We start from the raw sequence: 15,746 nt of genomic DNA, 5'->3' as shown, positions 1-15,746 counted from the left end.
GTTCTATTTAATATTTTCTTAAATATGAAACTCGAGCATCTGCGCATGTTCATGGCCGTGGTCGATGCTGGCGAACTGGCGCAGGCCGGTGACCGCGTCGGCCGTACGCCGGCGGCGCTTTCCATGACCTTGAAGCAGCTGGAGTCGGAGCTGGGCGGCCCCTTGTTCGAAGGCGAACGCAAGATCCGTTTGTCTCCCCTGGGCCTTTATGTCCGCGCGCAGGCGCAGCGGGCCATTGCGGAATTCGACTCGGCCGTGGCCCACATGGTCCGCTATGCCAGCGGCGCGCTGGGAACGGCCAAGGTGGCCGCCGTGCCCTCGGCGGCCATCCGGCTATTGCCGCAAGTCATCGGCGCGATGCGCAGGCAGTATCCGCAGGTACGGGTGGATTTGCGCGACATAGACTCGGCGGCGGTGGGCAAGGCGGTGGCCGACGGCGAGGTCGATTTCGGCATAGCCACGCTGCCGGCGCCCCTGCCCGGCATCGTGACCGAGCCCCTGTTCGAAGACCGTTTCGTGCTGGTGTGTCCGGCCGGGCACCACCTGACGAAATTGCGGCGCGAGGCGCGCTGGCGCGATATCGACGCCGCGGAATTCATTGCAAACGGCTTGTGCGCCCGGTTTGACTCCCCGGAAGTGGCCGCGTTGGTGGAAGCCTCGCTGCTGACGGTGCGCAACACCACTTCCTTGCTGACCTTTGTCGAACAAGGCTTCGGCGTCACCATCCTGCCGGCGCTGGCGGTCACGGCTAGCGCAAAATTGGCGATCGTACCCCTGGCCGACCAAAGCGCCGTCCGCAGCCTGGAAGTATTGACCCGCGGCGGCGAGACGCTCAGCCCGGCCGCTCAGGCTCTTCTGGGACTCACGCGCAGCATGGCTGCCGAGTTGGCACTGGCCTGGTCATGATTTTTTCGGGACATCGATGAAATTCGACATCTACGGCAGGTTTCAGCTCGACATCCAACGCGAGGGCGCGGTGTGGACGGCGTACCGTTCGGACGCCGGCAAACGCGTACGGGCTGCGGACATTGCCATTCCTGCCGATGTGCCCGCAGACGGGCTGGCCGAATATCTGGATGACATCTATCACGAGTTGTCCGGTCCGGGCGACCGGATTGAGCGTATCGGCTAGGGCAGCCGGACTACTCCTCTTCACCGTAGCCGAAAGGCCAACGGCGCTTGTTCGGCTCGGGCGCGGGTTGCTGACTGTGCATGACGGGCTCCTGAGGTTCGATGGACGAATACTACCGGCATCCGCCAAATCGAACTGCAAAGGTTCGCAAAGATTGCGGCAATCATGCCGCAAGAGCCCCATCCGTGTTTCTAACACAAGGTGGACGCAACCCGCATCGGGGCTAGAACGTATGCCATTTCCCGGACCGGCGCGTAGGATTGAAGCCGTACGGGAGAGCGCCATGCCAGATTCCAGCTGGATTTGCGGCAGCGAGCCGCCGGGTCGCCAGGGATTCTTCGAGACGGAATTCAATACTGGCCAGACCGAAGTCACGATGTACTCCGTATTGGGCTGGATGCCGCCAGCGCATCGCGGCTACGTGGTCCGGTGGCGCTCGCTGGAACCAGCGGTGGAACAGGCGGAGATCGAACGCTATCTGTATTACCGGCGCGAGGGACGCGGGCATTCTTGACGCCCCAGGCTGGCCGCTTCTCTCCCGTTAATGCTCGCAAAGCCCGCGAATGCCGACGCGGGCTTTTTCTTTGTCCGGCGCGGCGTACAGGCGCCACCGCCGCAAGCCCTTGAAATAACTACCAGTTATGAAATTCCCTGATGAAAACCCCATCAGGGAATTTACTTATGCTCTTTAATTATTTGCAAAGCGCATACTTGCCGGGCAAGAATTCGTCCTTGGCATAAATCAAACCAGATGGAACTTCGTCAACTCGAGGCCTTCGCGGCCGTCATGTCCACGGGCAGCGTCACTGCTGCCGGCCGGCTGTTGGGACGCTCCCAGCCGGCGATCAGCCGGTTGTTGCAGGAACTGGAAGCCGAGATCGGCTATCCCTTGTTTGCGCGCAGCGGCCCGCGCGTGACGCCCACCGAGCAGGGCTTCCTGCTGTATGACGACGTCGAGCGCGCGTTGGCGGGCATGCAGCAGATCCGCAGCCGCGCCGATGAAATCGCGCGCGGCCAGGCCCAGCCGCTGCTGATGGCCGCCACTTCCGCCTTGGCGGCGGGCCTGGTGCCCGACGCGCTCAAGCGCATCGAGGACCGGGTCGGCGCCGCGCGCATCCAGTTGCGCAGCGCCTCGCCCGAGCGCGTGGTGCACGCCGTGCTATCCGGCGCCGCGCAACTGGGCGCGACCAGCCTGCCGCTGGAGCATCGCGGCCTGACGGTGCACTGGATCGGGCAAGCGCCCTGTGTGGTCGCGCTGCCGGAAAACGATCCGCTGGCGCAACAAGCCGTGGTGCCAGTCGCCGCACTGGCCGGGCGCCGCATGATCACGATGGCCAATCCCTATCGCCTGCGCCGCCGCCTGGATGCCGCGCTGGCGCAGAACGCCCAGACGCTGGGCACCATGGAAACCAACTCGTCCGTCAACGCCCTGGCCGCCGTGCGCGCCGGGCTGGGCGTGTCGGTGCTGGAACCGATCACCGCCTACGGCGCCCCCATGCCGGGCGTGGCGATCCGTCCCATCGACCTGGACATCCCCTTTTTCTTCGGGGTCATCACCCCGCAGTCGCAAACGCTGACGCCGGCCTGCCAGGCCATGGCGGACGCGCTCGCCCAAGCCGCCGCGGCCCTGCTGCCCGGCTTCGCCCTGCACGACGCCGCCGAGCATTCGGCCCTGCTGCAGTCGATCTATGGCGACGACGCCCCTCTTACGGAATCCCCTGCTATATGAATCAGCCTGTAGCCACCCCGCCGCAAGGCCTAGCCGCGCTGGAAGCGCGCCTGCGGCAAGACCTGTCCTGGCTGGAACTGCCCGCCAAGAACTGGGTCACGCCCCGCCTCGTCGACGGCCAGCCGGTGCTGGACGTGGCCATCATCGGCGGCGGCATGGCCGGCCTGGCCGCGGCCGCCTCGCTCAAGCACCTGGGCATCAATGCCCCGATCTTCGACCAGGCGCCCGAAGGCTATGAAGGCCCCTGGGCCACCACCGCCCGCATGGAAACCCTGCGTTCGCCCAAGCAGCTGACCGGCCCCGCGCTGGGCCTGCCGGCGCTGACCTTCCGCGCCTGGTTCGAGGCGCAGTTCGGCTCCGAAGCCTGGGAAGCGCTGGACAAGATCCCGCGCCTGCAATGGATGGACTACCTGCGCTGGTACCGCCGCGCGCTGGAACTGGATGTGCGCAACGAGCACCGCATCCTGGCCGTGCTGCCGCGCGCCGACCAACTGGTGCAGCTGGACATCGAATCCCCCGCCGGACGCAGCACGGTGTTGGCGCGCCGCGTAGTGCTGGCCACCGGCCGCGACGGCCTGGGCGGCGCCTATGTGCCTGATTTTGCGAAGAAGCTGCCGCGCGACCGCTGGGCGCATTCGTCCGACGTGATGGACTACGGGACGCTAGCCGGCAAGCGCGTGGGCGTGGTGGGCGCGGGTGCCTCGGCCATGGACAGCGCGGGCACCGCGCTGGAAGCCGGCGCCGCCAGCGTGGACCTGCTGATCCGCCGCAACGACATTCCGCGCATCAACAAGGGCAAGGGCGCGGGCAATCCGGGGCTGACCCATGGGCACCTGACCCTGCCCGACGAATGGAAGTGGAAGATCCGCCACTACATCAACGCCGCCCAGGTGCCGCCGCCCCGCGGCAGCACGCTGCGCGTCTCGCGCCACCCCAACGCCCGCTTCAACCTGGGCTGCGGCGTGCAGGACCTGGCGCTGGTCGGCGACGAGATCCACGTCACCACGCCCAAGGGCGTGTTCGTGCTGGACTTCCTGATCTTCTCCACGGGTTTCCGCATCGACTGGACCGTGCGTCCGGAGTTCGCCGCGCTGGCGCCGCACGTGCGCGCCTGGGGCGACCGCTACGTGCCGCCGGCTGGCGAAGAAGACCAGGAACTGCACGACTCGCCCGACCTGGGCGCCGTGTTCGAACTTCAGGAAAAGACCCCGGGCGCCTGTCCCGGCCTGGACCGCGTGCATTGCTTCTCCTACCCCGCCGCGCTGACGCAAGGCACGATCTCGGGCGACATCCCGGCCATCAGCGAAGGCGCCAAGCGCCTGGCGCAAGGCATCGCCGGCCTGTTCTACCGCGAGGACGTGGAGACGCACTACGCCAACATGGAAGCGTTCTCCGAACCCGAGGTGTTCGGCGATGAATGGACGCCGGCCCCGGCCCCGCAAGCGGAGACCGCGCAATGACGGGCTGGTTGCTGCGCCGCATCGCGCAAGCCGCGGTGGTGGTCTTCCTGATGACGCTGATCGTCTTCGTGGGCCTGCACGCCATCGGCAATCCGGTGGACATCCTGATCGGCCAGGACGTGGACCAAGTGGACCGCGCCCGCATCATTGCCGAACTCGGCCTGGACAAGCCGCTGTGGGAACAGTACCTGGCGTTCCTGAACGGCGCCCTGCACGGCAATCTGGGCAATAGCTTCGTCTACAACATCCCGGCCGTGGAACTGGTGATCCAGCGCCTGCCGGCGACGTTCGAGCTGGCCATCGCCGCGATGATGCTGGCCGTGGTGGTGGGCCTGCCGCTGGGCCTGTACGCCGGCCTGTATCCGGACAGCCGCTTCGCCAAGATGATCATGGCGGGCAGCATCGTCGGCTTCTCGCTGCCGACGTTCTGGATCGCGCTGATGCTGATCATGACCTTCAGCGTGTCGCTGGGCTGGCTGCCGGCCAGCGGCCGCGGCGAGACGGTGGAGTTCCTGGGCTTCCAGTGGTCCTGGCTGACGGCCGACGGCTGGCGCCACCTGATCCTGCCGGCGTTCAACCTGTCGCTGTTCAAGATCTCGCTGGTGATCCGCCTGACCCGCGCCGGCGTGCGCGACGTGCTGCCGCTGGACTTCGTGAAGTTCGCCCGCGCCAAGGGCCTGTCGCCCATGCGCGTGGTCTGTGTGCACGTGTTGCGCAACACCATGATTCCGCTGGTGACGGTGCTGGGCCTGGAGCTGGGCTCCACCATCGCCTTCGCCGTGGTCACGGAAAGCATCTTCGCCTGGCCCGGCGCCGGCAAGCTGATCCTGGACAGCCTGAACGCACTGGACCGCCCCGTCATCGTGGCCTACCTGATCGTGGTGGTGTGCCTGTTCGTGACCCTGAACCTGATCGTGGACATTCTTTATAAAGTGCTGGACCCGCGGGTGCGGCTGGAGGCCTCGGCATGAGCGCCGTATCGACAAACCCCACCCCCGCGCTGCGCCGCGAATCGCCGTGGCGGCGCAACCTGGCCGAGTTCATGTCGTCCAAGACGGCAGTACTGGGCCTGACCGTTGCCACGCTGCTGATCCTGGCCGCCATCCTGGCGCCCTGGATCGCGCCGCAAAACCCCTATGATCTGCTGCAGATCGACGTGCTGGACGCGCGCCTGCCGCCGGGCAGCTTGAACGGCCTGGACACCTTCCACTACTGGCTGGGCACCGACGGCCAGGGCCGCGACCTGCTGTCGGGCATTCTGTACGGCCTGCGCATCAGCCTGATGGTGGGCGTGGGCTCGGCCGTCATCGCCGGCATCGTCGGCACGCTGCTGGGTCTGCTTGCGGCCTACGCCGGCGGCAAGGTCGACGCGCTGATCATGCGCCTGGTCGACCTGATCCTGTCGTTCCCGTCCATCCTCGTTGCCATGATGATCCTGGCCTACCTGGGCAAGGGCGTGGGCAACGTGGTGCTGACGCTGGTGATCCTGGAATGGGCCTACTACGCCCGCACCGCGCGCGGCCAGGCCCTGGTCGAGCGCCGCCGCGAATACGTGGAAGCCGCCCGCTGCCTGGACATCCCCAACTGGCGCATCATGTTGAAGCACATCCTGCCCAACTGCCTGCCGCCGCTGATCGTCATCGGCACCTTGCAGATCGCGCGCGCCATCACGCTGGAAGCCACCCTGAGCTTCCTGGGCCTGGGCGTGCCCGTGACCGAACCGTCGCTGGGGCTGCTGATCTCCAACGGCTTCCAGACCATGCTGTCCGGCGAATACTGGATCAGCTTCTATCCTGGCATCGCGCTGTTGGTCACCATCGTGGCGATCAACCTGGTGGGCGACCGCCTGCGCGACGTGCTGAACCCGAGGACCCACAAATGAGCGCCGACCGCCATACTGCCGGCGCGCCGACGCTGGAGGTGCGCAACCTGCGCACCCATTTCCACACCCGCGCGGGCGTGCTGCCCGCCGTGGACGACGTGTCCTTCACGCTGGAACGCGGCAAGATCCTGGGCCTGGTCGGCGAGTCCGGCTCGGGCAAGTCCGTCACCGGCTTCTCCATCATGGGCCTGGTCGACGCGCCGGGCCGCATCGTCGGCGGCGAAGTGCTGTTCCAGGGCCGCGACCTGACCAAGCTGGCGCCGCGCGAACTGCGCAAGCTGCAGGGCAACCGCATCGCCATGATCTTCCAGGATCCGATGATGACGCTGAACCCCGTGCTGCGGGTGGACGCGCAAATGATCGAGACCGTGCGCGCGCACAACAAGATGAGCGCAGCGCAAGCCCGCGCCCTGTCGCGCGACACCCTGGGCATGATGGGCATCCCCAGCCCCGAAGAACGGCTGCTGGCCTACCCGCATCAGCTGTCCGGCGGCATGCGGCAGCGCGTGGCCATCGCGATCGCGATGCTGCACCGGCCCGACCTGATCATCGCCGACGAACCCACCACCGCGCTGGACGTCACCATCCAGGCGCAGATCCTGTCCGAAGTGCAGAAGCTCGCGCAGCAGCACGGCACCAGCCTGATCTGGATCACCCATGACCTGTCGGTGGTGGCCGGCCTGGCCGACGACGTGGCGGTGATGTACGCCGGCCGCATCGTCGAACACGGCACCGTCGACGACGTGCTGGACCGTCCGCAGCACCCCTACACCGTGGGCCTGATCGACAGCCTGCCCAGCAACAACCGGCGCGGCCAACGCCTGCGCCAGATTCCCGGCATGACGCCCAACCTGCTCAACCTGCCCGCGGGCTGTGCCTTCGCGGCGCGCTGCTCGCGCGCCACCGCCGCCTGCGGCCAGCAGCCCGGCATCACCCAGGCCTTGCCCGAACACAAAGTGCGCTGCTTCCATCCCACGATCCAGACCAGCGAGGTAATGGCATGAGCGCGACCGCCCCTACCCCGCTGATTGACCTCAGCCAAGTCAGCAAGCGTTTCGGCGAACGCCCCACCGGCCCCGCCACGCGCGCCATGCAGCGCCTGGGCCTGTCCAAGCCGCCCGCCGTGACCCGCGCCGTCGACAACGTCGACCTGATCGTCAACCCCGGCGAAGTGGTCGGCCTGGTCGGCGAATCCGGCTGCGGCAAGTCCACGCTGGGCCGCATTGCCGCGGGCCTGCTCACGCCCTCCGGCGGCGAAATCCGCATCAACGGCGTGCGCCCGGCCGACATGAACTCGGCCCAGGCCCATGCCGCGCGCCTGCAAGTGCAGATGATCTTCCAGGACCCCTACGCCAGCCTCAACCCGCGCCTGCGCGTGGACGAGATCGTGGGCGAAGCGGCCCGCATCCACGGCCTGGTCGGCAACGGCGACTTCGACGACTACGTCAGCGCCCAGCTGGAACGCGCCGGCCTGGACCCGGCCCTGCGCCAGCGCTATCCGCACCAGTTCAGCGGCGGCCAGCGCCAGCGTATCGGCATCGCCCGCGCCCTGGCCGTGCAGCCCACCATGCTGGTGTGCGACGAAGCCGTGGCCGCGCTGGACGTGTCGATCCAGGCGCAGATCCTGAACCTTTTCATGGACCTGCGCGAAGACCTGGGCTTGACCTATCTCTTCATCAGCCATGACCTGGGCGTGGTCGAGCACCTGTCCGACCGCGTCGTGATCATGTACCTGGGCCGCGTGGTGGAAACGGCCACGGTGGAAGAAGTCTTCCGCCATCCCAACCACCCGTACACGCAGGCCCTGCTGGCCGAGATCCCCAGCCTGAAGTCGCGCCACAAGACCTTTACCGCGATCAAGGGCGAGATCCCCAGCCCGCTGAATCCGCCGGGAGGCTGCCATTTCCATCCGCGCTGCCCGCATGCGATGCCGCGCTGCAAGACCGAGGTTCCCACCTTGAAGGGAATCGCCATCAACCACCTGAGCGCCTGTCACCTGAACGACATGGCGTGACCACCGCCGCCGCGCCGCGGCGCCCGAACCAACCGCCAGTTCCCCCTATACCAAGGACTCCGAACATGAAACGCCTGATTCTCACCACCCTGACCGCCGCCATCCTCGGCGCCTCCGCCGCCATCCTCGGCGCCTCCGCCGCCGCCAGCGCCGACGACCTGTCCATCGGCTTCGCCGACCCGCTGTCGTCGCTGGACCCGCAGCTGAACAACCACGCCGGCGACCGCTCGGTGGCCCTGCACTTCTGGGACCTGCTGATCGAGAACAAGTGGAACAAGCTGCAGCCCGGCCTGGCCGTCAGCTGGAAGCCGCTGGACGACAAGACCTGGGAATTCAAGCTGCGCGAAGGCGTCAAGTGGCAGGACGGCACGCCCTTCACCGCCGACGACCTGATCTACTCCTACACCCGCGCGCGCGCCGTGCCGGGCAGCGTGGCCACCTACGCCGGCTACCTGCGCACCATCGACACGATGACCGCCAAGGATCCGCTGACGCTCATCGTCAAGACCAAGGCCCCCAACCCCGACCTGCCGCTGAACCTGGCGTCGGTGCACGTGGTCAGCAAGCACGTCGGTGAAAAGTCCACCACCGAGGACTACAACTCGGGCAAGGCCATGGTCGGCACCGGCCCCTACAAGTTCGTGTCCTATACCCCCGGCGACCGCGTCATCATGGAACGCAACGACGGCTACTGGGGCGACAAGCAGATCTGGGACAAGGTCAACTACCGCTACATCAACAACGCCGCCGCCCGCACCGCCGCGCTCTTGGCTGGCGACGTGGACGTGATCGACAAGGTCTCGGTGTCCGACCTGGCCAAGCTGCAAAAGGCCGCCAACGTGTCGGTCTACCCCTACGACGGCCTGCGCGTCATGCTGCTGCAGCCTAGCTTCAACCCCGCGCCCAACCAGTACATCACCGACAACAACGGCAAGCCGCTGGACAAGAACCCGCTGCTGGACGTGCGTGTGCGCCAGGCGCTGAACCTGGCCATCAACCGCAAGGCCATCGCCGACCGCATCCTGCAAGGCGCCGCCACCGAAGCCAACCAGTGGATGCCCAAGGGCACCATCGGCTACAACCCCGACGTCAAGGACATCCCCAACGACGTCGCCCAGGCCAAGAAGCTGCTGGCCGAAGCCGGCTACCCGGACGGCTTCAAGCTGACCATGCACGTGCCCAACGACCGCTACCCGCAAGGCCCGGAAACCGCCCAGGCCGTGGCGCAGTTCTGGACCCGCGCCGGCGTCAAGACCCAGGTGGAAGTCGTGCCATGGGCCGTGTACTCGGGCCGCGCCAATAAGAACGAATTCGCGGTCAGCATGCTGGCCTGGGGCAACGGCACCGGCGAAGGCAGCTACGCGCTGGTCAACATCCTGGCCACCGCCGACGCCAAGAAGGGCCTGGGCGCGTCCAACTGGGGCCGCTACAGCAACCCCAAGGTCGACGCCGCGCTGGAGCAATCCACCTCGGAATTCGACGTAGCCAAGCGTGAAGCCATCCTGCGCGACTCCGTCAAGATCGTGTACGACGACGTCGGCATCATCCCGCTGTTCCACTACAAGAACATCTGGGCCACCAAGAAGGGCCTGAAGGTCACCCCCATGACCAGCGACCGCACGGCCGCCATGATGGTGACGAAAGAGTCGGGCAAGTAAGCCATGACGCCCACCCTGACCATCACCCCGGCCGTCGACCTGATCGACGTCCCACGCCAGATCCGGGTCGGACACGTCGTGCCCGGCCAGACAGTGGAGATCACCGCCCTGACCCGCCGCAACGGCGTGCTCTGGCAAAGCCAGGCCGCCTTCGTGGCGGGCGCGGACGGCACGGTCGACCTGGGCCGCGACGCGCCCGTGTCCGGCGATTACGAAGGCGTGGCGCCCATGGGCCTGGTCTGGTCGCAGTCCCCCGTGGACTCGTCCAGCCGCGAACACTTCAACCACCCGGTGACCGAGGCCCTGGTCACCGACGTAGTGGCGCGCGTCGCGGGCTCGCAGGCCCAGGCCAGCTTCACCCAGCGCCTGGCGGCTGACGGCGTCACCCGGCAGGACGTGCGCGAGGAAGGCCTGGTCGGCACGCTGTACCTGCCGCCCGGCCCCGGCCCGTTCCCCGCAGTCATGATCCTGAACGGCTCCGGCGGCGGCATCAACGAACCGCGCGCAGCGCTGTATGCGTCCCGCGGCTACGCCGCCTTCGCCCTGGCCTACTTCAAGGCGCCGGGCCTGTCGGACTACATCTCCAACACCCCGCTGGAATACTTCCAGACCGGCCTGCGCTGGCTGCGCAAGAAGGTCCAGCCTAAGCACGACTTCGTCGCCATCAGCGGCCAGTCGCGCGGCGGCGAACTGGTGTTGCTGCTGGGCGCCACCTTCCCCGAGGAAGTCTCGGCCGTGGTCGCCTACGTACCCGGCGCCGTGGTCCACAGCGGCCAGAACGCCTGCGATCCCAAGATCGGCCGCGAAGGCCCCACGTGGCTCTTGGGCGGCAAGCCCATCCCCCACGTCTGGGAGAACAACCGCACCGCGACCTGGGCGCCCTTCGACGAAGGCCCCGCGCCGCACCGCCACGAAAAAGCCATCCTCACCGCCCTGCAAGACCCCGACGCCGTGGCCCGCGCCCGCATCAAGGTCGAAGACATCCAGGGCCCCGTCATGCTGCTGTCCGGCACCGACGACGGCTCCTGGCCGTCCAGCATCTATTCCAAGATGGTGCAGGACAAGCTGGCCGAGGTGAATCACCCCTACCCGGTCGAATGGCTGGACTACGAGAACGGCGGGCACTCCATCCTGTTCCCCTACGTGCCCACCACCCAGCTCGTCTACGCCCACCCCGTGTCCGGCAAGATCAGCACCAGCGGCGGCAACCCCAAGGACAACGCCCGCGCCGACCAGGAATCCTGGGAAGGCGTGAAGCAGTTCCTGGACGCCGCTGTCGCAGCACGCGCCGCCAAGTAAAGCATCAAGGAGATCCGCATGGCTGAACCCATCGTCTACAACGTCACGGACGACCTCGTCGACCGCCTGATCGGCCTGGCCCCGGGCGCCAAGACCTACGAAGTGCGCCACTTCCGCGAGAAGGTCGCCGCCGCCACCCAAGGCAGCTACGACGCCCTGTTCGACCCCGCGCTGCCCGGTCTGTCCCTGGCCGAGCGCCTGCTGGTCGCGCTGTACGCCACCCGCATCACCCCGTCGCCACTGCTGGCCGCGCACTACCGCAAGCGCGTGGCCGAGGCCGGCGCCACCCCGGCCGACATCGCCGTCGCCGAATCCGGCAAGCCGTCAGACGCCGCCACCCCGCGCCTGGCCGCCATCCTGGAATTCACGCGCAAGCTGATCGAGAAACCCGTCGAAGGCGACGAAGCCGCGCTCAAGACCCTGCCCGCCGCGGGCGTCTCCACGCCCGCCGTGGTCACGCTGTCCCAGCTTGTCGCCTTCCTGTCCTACCAGGTCCGCCTAGTCGCCGGCCTGGAAGCCATGAAGGCGCTGGAAGGCCAGCCCGAACGCGCCGCAGGCACCCCGCCCGCTCCCTTCCCCGCCAACACCGCCGCCACCGCGCCCGGTGCGGTGATCAAGGCCCACGGCTTCACCAACGAATCGCTGGAGTGGAAGGCCTGGCTCGACGTCGTCAACGTCGAAACCGCCACGCCCGAACAAGTCGCCGTCCTGGAAGAAAGCCACCCCAAGGCCAAGGTCTCGGACTACTACCTGTTCCTGGTGCATCAGCCCGAAATCCTGCGCCAGCGCTCCACGGCCTTCAACGCCATCATGTACGCGCCGGGTGGACTGTCGCGTGCAGAGCGTGAACTGGGCTCGACCTACGTGTCGCGCATCAACGGCTGCGTGTACTGCGCGTCCGTCCATGCCCAGCGCTTTGAGCAACTGGCCAAGCGCAATGAGGTCATCGCGCAGGTGTTCGAGGATCCCGCCACCGCCGGCACCACGGCGCGCGAACTCGCCATCGGCAAGTTCTCGATCCAGATCACCGAAGCGCCTGCCTCGGTGAACGCCGACAGCATCCAGGCCCTGAAGGATGCGGGCTTGAACGAAGGCGAGATCCTGGATCTGCTGCATTCGGATGCGATCTTTGCTTGGGCGAATCGCTTGATGCTGAACCTGGGCGAGCCGGTTTTCCCTAAGGCTTGACCCCGCGGCGCCCGGCCGCTTGCGTGCCGGACGCTTTGCCTGCGGCTTGTCATCGCCGACCAGTATCGGCAATGACAAGCCGTGATATCAACGCTGCCAGGTCAGCAGCTTGACGCCCGCAACGCCAAACACCACGGCCACCGTCCCTTCGATCCAACGCCGCAGCCTGGCGTACAGCGCAATCATCGGCGCAGTCGAGAACGCGATCGCATAGCCGCCAAACACCATCACGGCGAGCAACGCACAGCCGCCGATGATCGCGGGCAAGGTGCCGCCCGACGCGCTCTCCCCCAGCCCCAGCGACATGATCGCCATCCAGGCCAGCACCGCCTTCGGATTGCCGATGTGCATGAGCACGCCCTGGCGGTACAGCACCCGATAGCGCGGCGTCGCACGGCCCGTTTCCACCTTCGCAAAGGCCGCGCCCCGCCTCAACGCCGACCTGGCGCTGCGGAACGCCAGGTAGAGCAGATAGACTCCCCCCACCACCTTGATGATGAATAACGCCTGGGCGGAAGCCGCCAGCACGGCGGAAATCCCAGTCGCCGCCAGCGTCGCCCAAAACAACGAACCCGTAATGACGCCCGCCGCCAGCGCAAGCGCCGGCACACGGCCGTGACGCATCGCCGTTGCCATGATCGCCATATTGCTGGGTCCGGGACTGGCCGTGGCGATCAGATAGGTGCCGTACACAAGAGCGAGCTGACTCACGAGCATTTGCGTTTCTCCAGGGATGTCGGGCCTCTCCGCCTTACAGCGGGAGGTCCCCGCGATGAACGATATGTACCTTGTTGCCGTCAGGATCGCGCAGATACGCGCCGAAGTAGCCGTCGCCGTAATGAGGACGTACCCCCGGCGCCCCTTCGTCCGTCCCGCCCTGCGCCAGCCCGCCCGCATGGGCCACGCTCACGGCTTCCTGCGTAGGAGCCAGAAAAGCCACCATGCTGCCATTGCCCACCGTCGCCGGCTCGCCATCGTAGGGCATGTAGACGTAGAAGCGCGGCAGCAGCGCCTGACCACTCACCCAGCAAAGCGCCAGGGGCCCGCCGTCCGGCGTGACAACGCGACGCTTCAACCCGAGCGGAAGCAGCACCGCGTCATAAAAACGGCCCGCGCGTTCAAGATCACGCGTCCCGACAGTGATATGGCTGAACATTTGATGACTCTCCCTGCGCCCGCCCTGAGGGTCAGGCGCTTTCAAAAATGCATGACATGCCTCAATCGCATCGGGCATGTTACTCGCATGCCAGATAACCTGGATCGCAAAATACTGCACAGTCCAGGGCCGGTTTTCCCGGTTCGCCAGCGTCGGCGGCGTTTTCGTTAAACTGACGCTTTCCGCCTTCTTATGCGCCCCGCCCATCGCGGGGCGCATTGCCTTACCCCATGTCCGACAAAACCCACGACATCCGCCCCGGCCAGTCGATCGAACTGCTAAAGGCCCTGCACATCCTGACCCGCGACGGCAAGATGAACCAGGACAGCCGCCGCAAACTCAAACAGGTCTACCACCTGTTCCAGTTCATCGAACCGCTGCTCAAAGACGTCCAACAACAACGCGGCGCCGTCACCCTCGCCGACCACGGCGCGGGCAAGTCGTACCTGGGCTTCATCCTCTACGACCTGTTCTTCAAGGAACAGCCCGAGGCGCTGAAGAACGGCTCCCACATCTACGGCATCGAAACCCGCGAAGAACTGGTGAAGTCGTCGGAAGAACTGGCCAAGCGGCTGGGGTTTGGCGGCATGTCGTTCCTGAACCTGTCCGTGGCCGATTCCATCACGTCGGACAAGTTGCCTGCCACGATCGACGTCGTCACCGCCCTGCACGCCTGCAACACCGCCACCGACGACGCGATTCACTTCGCGTTGGAGAAGAAGGCCAAGTACATCGTCGTCGTGCCCTGCTGCCAGGCGGAAGTGGCCTCGGTGCTGCGTAAGAACAAGGCGAAGGCGTTGGCTGATCCGCTGGCTGAGATTTGGCGGCATCCGCTGCATACGCGGGAGTTCGGGAGCCAGATCACGAATGTGTTGCGCTGTCTGCAACTGGAAGCGCATGGGTATCAGGTCAGCGTGACGGAGCTGGTGGGATGGGAGCATTCGATGAAGAATGAACTCATCATTGCGCAGTACAAGGATTTGCCGCGCAAGAAGGCGGCTGAGCGGCTGACGGAGATGCTGGATAGGATTGGGTTGCAGGAATTGAAGGATCGGTTCTTTGTGCCGCAACCTGCAGAGGCGGCGGCGTAAGCGCCTGTCGTCCCTCATGCCGCAGCGTCAGCATCCGCGGTGCGTACCGTCGTCTGCCGCCGGATGCACCGCATGACGCGGTGAACGCCATTCGAGCAGCATTCCCCACATGTCCTCTCGCCCGCGCAAGGCATCCCCAGAGCAGACGGCGCTGCTAACAGCGGCCTTCCCCGCGCGGCTACAAGCCGAAGCAGCACATATCGCCGAGGAAATCTGCCCCTCGGTCATGTGCGGCCGCGGATTGTCCGTCATCGTGCAGGACGAGTCGTTGACGCTGCCCTATCGCGTTCAGCATGGGGGCAGCGATTCCTTGTCTTCCAAGCTGGACGAACCCCAGGCACTGATCTACGCGTGCATACAGTCACGCCATCATGACGGCCACATGCGCCAGCGCCAAATTGAGCGGTTGGCTGGGGTGTCCGAGCCTTAGGTTGTGCCGTTCGTGGTGCAGCTCTGCAGTGAATACGTCGTGGAAATCCTGCAGGACATTGAGGCGCGTTTGCCCTTGCTGGACAAGCGCGCCTATGGAACGGTTCTTCGAGACAATCCGACCTTTCTGGATCTGGCGCAGCAACGCATGACCAGCTACTGGGATTGCTACTACCGGCGGCGCTGGATCAGAGGCGAAACCTATGTCGGGTTTCGCCTGTTCAAGCAGTTCCGCGACTGGCAGGTCTCTGGCTAGGACTTCACGAGCTTGAAAAGCTCGATCCGCAGCTCAATTGCCAGAGCTGCGGCGCAACCGATCGGACGAGTTCTTGTTCAAGCGCTTCGCTTCGTCCTCCGCGTAGTCTTCCTCGCCCTCTTCGTACTTGCCTTCATACATGCAGCTGCTGCGGTTCCATCCGCACTCGCCGCCTAACGAGCAACCTGAGCTCAAGGCGGCAAGAAACAAGAGGATGCTGCAACGGCCTAATCTTTGAATCGACATATCGCTCCCTGGTGATCGGGGTAGTGTACGGGATGGGGATGACGACTAAGGGGGCAAGCCGCATCAGGATTTCATCTTGTACGACCTATTCCTCAACGAGCAGCCCGGGGCGCTCACGAACGGTTCCCCCCTCTACACGCATCGAAACCCTCGAAGACCTGGTGAAGTCATCGGACGAACGGGCCAAGCGGCTGCGACTATCCGGG

17 protein-coding genes are annotated in these 15,746 nt (G+C 66.0%); 15 read left to right on the top strand and 2 right to left on the bottom strand.

The window, feature by feature from the left end; translation table 11 throughout:
* Positions 1 to 24 precede the first annotated feature (24 nt).
* The 12 genes from IB258_RS07925 to IB258_RS07870 all read left to right on the top strand — a co-directional run bounded on the left by IB258_RS07925 (position 25) and on the right by IB258_RS07870 (position 12,362).
* Entirely contained in the window at positions 25 to 906 is an 882-nt protein-coding gene (locus IB258_RS07925) for a LysR family transcriptional regulator (protein WP_192352392.1), read from the top strand.
* A 16-nt stretch (positions 907 to 922) separates the two neighbouring features.
* Entirely contained in the window at positions 923 to 1,132 is a 210-nt protein-coding gene (locus IB258_RS07920) for a hypothetical protein (protein ID WP_119451334.1), read from the top strand.
* Positions 1,133 to 1,415: 283 nt separating this feature from the next.
* Positions 1,416 to 1,646, top strand: a complete 231-nt coding sequence (locus IB258_RS07915; RefSeq protein ID WP_054456318.1) for a hypothetical protein — start codon at positions 1,416 to 1,418, stop codon at positions 1,644 to 1,646.
* 237 nt (positions 1,647 to 1,883) lie between these two features.
* Entirely contained in the window at positions 1,884 to 2,861 is a 978-nt protein-coding gene (locus IB258_RS07910; RefSeq protein ID WP_054456317.1) for a LysR family transcriptional regulator, read from the top strand.
* A complete protein-coding gene (locus IB258_RS07905) occupies positions 2,858 to 4,321 on the top strand; it encodes an NAD(P)/FAD-dependent oxidoreductase (RefSeq protein ID WP_192352391.1) in 1,464 nt (487 codons plus the stop codon). Before IB258_RS07910 ends, IB258_RS07905 begins: the two co-directional genes overlap by 4 nt.
* Positions 4,318 to 5,292: an ABC transporter permease gene (locus tag IB258_RS07900; protein WP_054456315.1), complete on the top strand. Its 975-nt coding sequence runs from the start codon at positions 4,318 to 4,320 to the stop codon at positions 5,290 to 5,292. Before IB258_RS07905 ends, IB258_RS07900 begins: the two co-directional genes overlap by 4 nt.
* A complete protein-coding gene (locus tag IB258_RS07895; protein ID WP_192352390.1) occupies positions 5,289 to 6,203 on the top strand; it encodes an ABC transporter permease in 915 nt (304 codons plus the stop codon). The genes IB258_RS07900 and IB258_RS07895 overlap by 4 nt, the downstream gene beginning before the upstream one ends.
* On the top strand, positions 6,200 to 7,207 hold the full coding sequence (locus IB258_RS07890) for an ABC transporter ATP-binding protein (protein ID WP_054456313.1): 1,008 nt from the start codon (positions 6,200 to 6,202) through the stop codon (positions 7,205 to 7,207). The genes IB258_RS07895 and IB258_RS07890 overlap by 4 nt, the downstream gene beginning before the upstream one ends.
* A complete protein-coding gene (locus IB258_RS07885; protein WP_054456312.1) occupies positions 7,204 to 8,217 on the top strand; it encodes an ABC transporter ATP-binding protein in 1,014 nt (337 codons plus the stop codon). Before IB258_RS07890 ends, IB258_RS07885 begins: the two co-directional genes overlap by 4 nt.
* Positions 8,218 to 8,282: 65 nt before the next feature.
* On the top strand, positions 8,283 to 9,875 hold the full coding sequence (locus tag IB258_RS07880) for an ABC transporter substrate-binding protein (protein ID WP_192352389.1): 1,593 nt from the start codon (positions 8,283 to 8,285) through the stop codon (positions 9,873 to 9,875).
* Between the two features lie 3 nt (positions 9,876 to 9,878).
* Entirely contained in the window at positions 9,879 to 11,174 is a 1,296-nt protein-coding gene (locus tag IB258_RS07875; protein WP_192352388.1) for an acyl-CoA thioesterase/bile acid-CoA:amino acid N-acyltransferase family protein, read from the top strand.
* Between the two features lie 18 nt (positions 11,175 to 11,192).
* Entirely contained in the window at positions 11,193 to 12,362 is a 1,170-nt protein-coding gene (locus IB258_RS07870; RefSeq protein ID WP_082401146.1) for a CMD domain protein, read from the top strand.
* Between the two features lie 87 nt (positions 12,363 to 12,449).
* Here the strand turns inward: IB258_RS07870 and IB258_RS07865 are convergent, their stop codons facing one another.
* Together IB258_RS07865 and IB258_RS07860 are read right to left on the bottom strand one after the other, a co-directional pair.
* Complete coding sequence (locus IB258_RS07865) at positions 12,450 to 13,079, bottom strand: LysE family translocator (protein ID WP_192352387.1); 630 nt, start codon at positions 13,077 to 13,079, stop codon at positions 12,450 to 12,452.
* A gap of 34 nt (positions 13,080 to 13,113) precedes the next feature.
* Entirely contained in the window at positions 13,114 to 13,518 is a 405-nt protein-coding gene (locus IB258_RS07860; protein ID WP_192352479.1) for a VOC family protein, read from the bottom strand.
* A gap of 230 nt (positions 13,519 to 13,748) precedes the next feature.
* Between IB258_RS07860 and IB258_RS07855 the strand changes: the two genes are divergently transcribed.
* The 3 genes from IB258_RS07855 to IB258_RS30320 all read left to right on the top strand — a co-directional run bounded on the left by IB258_RS07855 (position 13,749) and on the right by IB258_RS30320 (position 15,294).
* Complete coding sequence (locus tag IB258_RS07855) at positions 13,749 to 14,609, top strand: SAM-dependent methyltransferase (protein WP_192352386.1); 861 nt, start codon at positions 13,749 to 13,751, stop codon at positions 14,607 to 14,609.
* 109 nt (positions 14,610 to 14,718) lie between these two features.
* Entirely contained in the window at positions 14,719 to 15,039 is a 321-nt protein-coding gene (locus IB258_RS30325) for a hypothetical protein (protein ID WP_225590317.1), read from the top strand.
* A gap of 39 nt (positions 15,040 to 15,078) precedes the next feature.
* A complete protein-coding gene (locus IB258_RS30320; RefSeq protein ID WP_225590316.1) occupies positions 15,079 to 15,294 on the top strand; it encodes a hypothetical protein in 216 nt (71 codons plus the stop codon).
* Positions 15,295 to 15,746 lie beyond the last annotated feature (452 nt).

Source organism: Achromobacter sp. ACM02, from assembly GCF_014851605.1.
GTDB lineage: Bacteria > Pseudomonadota > Gammaproteobacteria > Burkholderiales > Burkholderiaceae_B > Achromobacter > Achromobacter aegrifaciens.
The sequence above is the reverse complement of the archived record's forward strand: the minus strand, read 5'-3'. Positions and strand labels throughout refer to the sequence as shown.

Coding starts and splice junctions, on each gene's coding strand:
- IB258_RS07925 (WP_192352392.1), top strand. CDS start 25: ATGAAACTCGAGCATCTGCGCATGTTCATGGCCGTGGTCGATGCTGGC.
- IB258_RS07920 (WP_119451334.1), top strand. CDS start 923: ATGAAATTCGACATCTACGGCAGGTTTCAGCTCGACATCCAACGCGAG.
- IB258_RS07915 (WP_054456318.1), top strand. CDS start 1,416: ATGCCAGATTCCAGCTGGATTTGCGGCAGCGAGCCGCCGGGTCGCCAG.
- IB258_RS07910 (WP_054456317.1), top strand. CDS start 1,884: ATGGAACTTCGTCAACTCGAGGCCTTCGCGGCCGTCATGTCCACGGGC.
- IB258_RS07905 (WP_192352391.1), top strand. CDS start 2,858: ATGAATCAGCCTGTAGCCACCCCGCCGCAAGGCCTAGCCGCGCTGGAA.
- IB258_RS07900 (WP_054456315.1), top strand. CDS start 4,318: ATGACGGGCTGGTTGCTGCGCCGCATCGCGCAAGCCGCGGTGGTGGTC.
- IB258_RS07895 (WP_192352390.1), top strand. CDS start 5,289: ATGAGCGCCGTATCGACAAACCCCACCCCCGCGCTGCGCCGCGAATCG.
- IB258_RS07890 (WP_054456313.1), top strand. CDS start 6,200: ATGAGCGCCGACCGCCATACTGCCGGCGCGCCGACGCTGGAGGTGCGC.
- IB258_RS07885 (WP_054456312.1), top strand. CDS start 7,204: ATGAGCGCGACCGCCCCTACCCCGCTGATTGACCTCAGCCAAGTCAGC.
- IB258_RS07880 (WP_192352389.1), top strand. CDS start 8,283: ATGAAACGCCTGATTCTCACCACCCTGACCGCCGCCATCCTCGGCGCC.
- IB258_RS07875 (WP_192352388.1), top strand. CDS start 9,879: ATGACGCCCACCCTGACCATCACCCCGGCCGTCGACCTGATCGACGTC.
- IB258_RS07870 (WP_082401146.1), top strand. CDS start 11,193: ATGGCTGAACCCATCGTCTACAACGTCACGGACGACCTCGTCGACCGC.
- IB258_RS07865 (WP_192352387.1), bottom strand. CDS start 13,079: ATGCTCGTGAGTCAGCTCGCTCTTGTGTACGGCACCTATCTGATCGCC.
- IB258_RS07860 (WP_192352479.1), bottom strand. CDS start 13,518: ATGTTCAGCCATATCACTGTCGGGACGCGTGATCTTGAACGCGCGGGC.
- IB258_RS07855 (WP_192352386.1), top strand. CDS start 13,749: ATGTCCGACAAAACCCACGACATCCGCCCCGGCCAGTCGATCGAACTG.
- IB258_RS30325 (WP_225590317.1), top strand. CDS start 14,719: ATGTCCTCTCGCCCGCGCAAGGCATCCCCAGAGCAGACGGCGCTGCTA.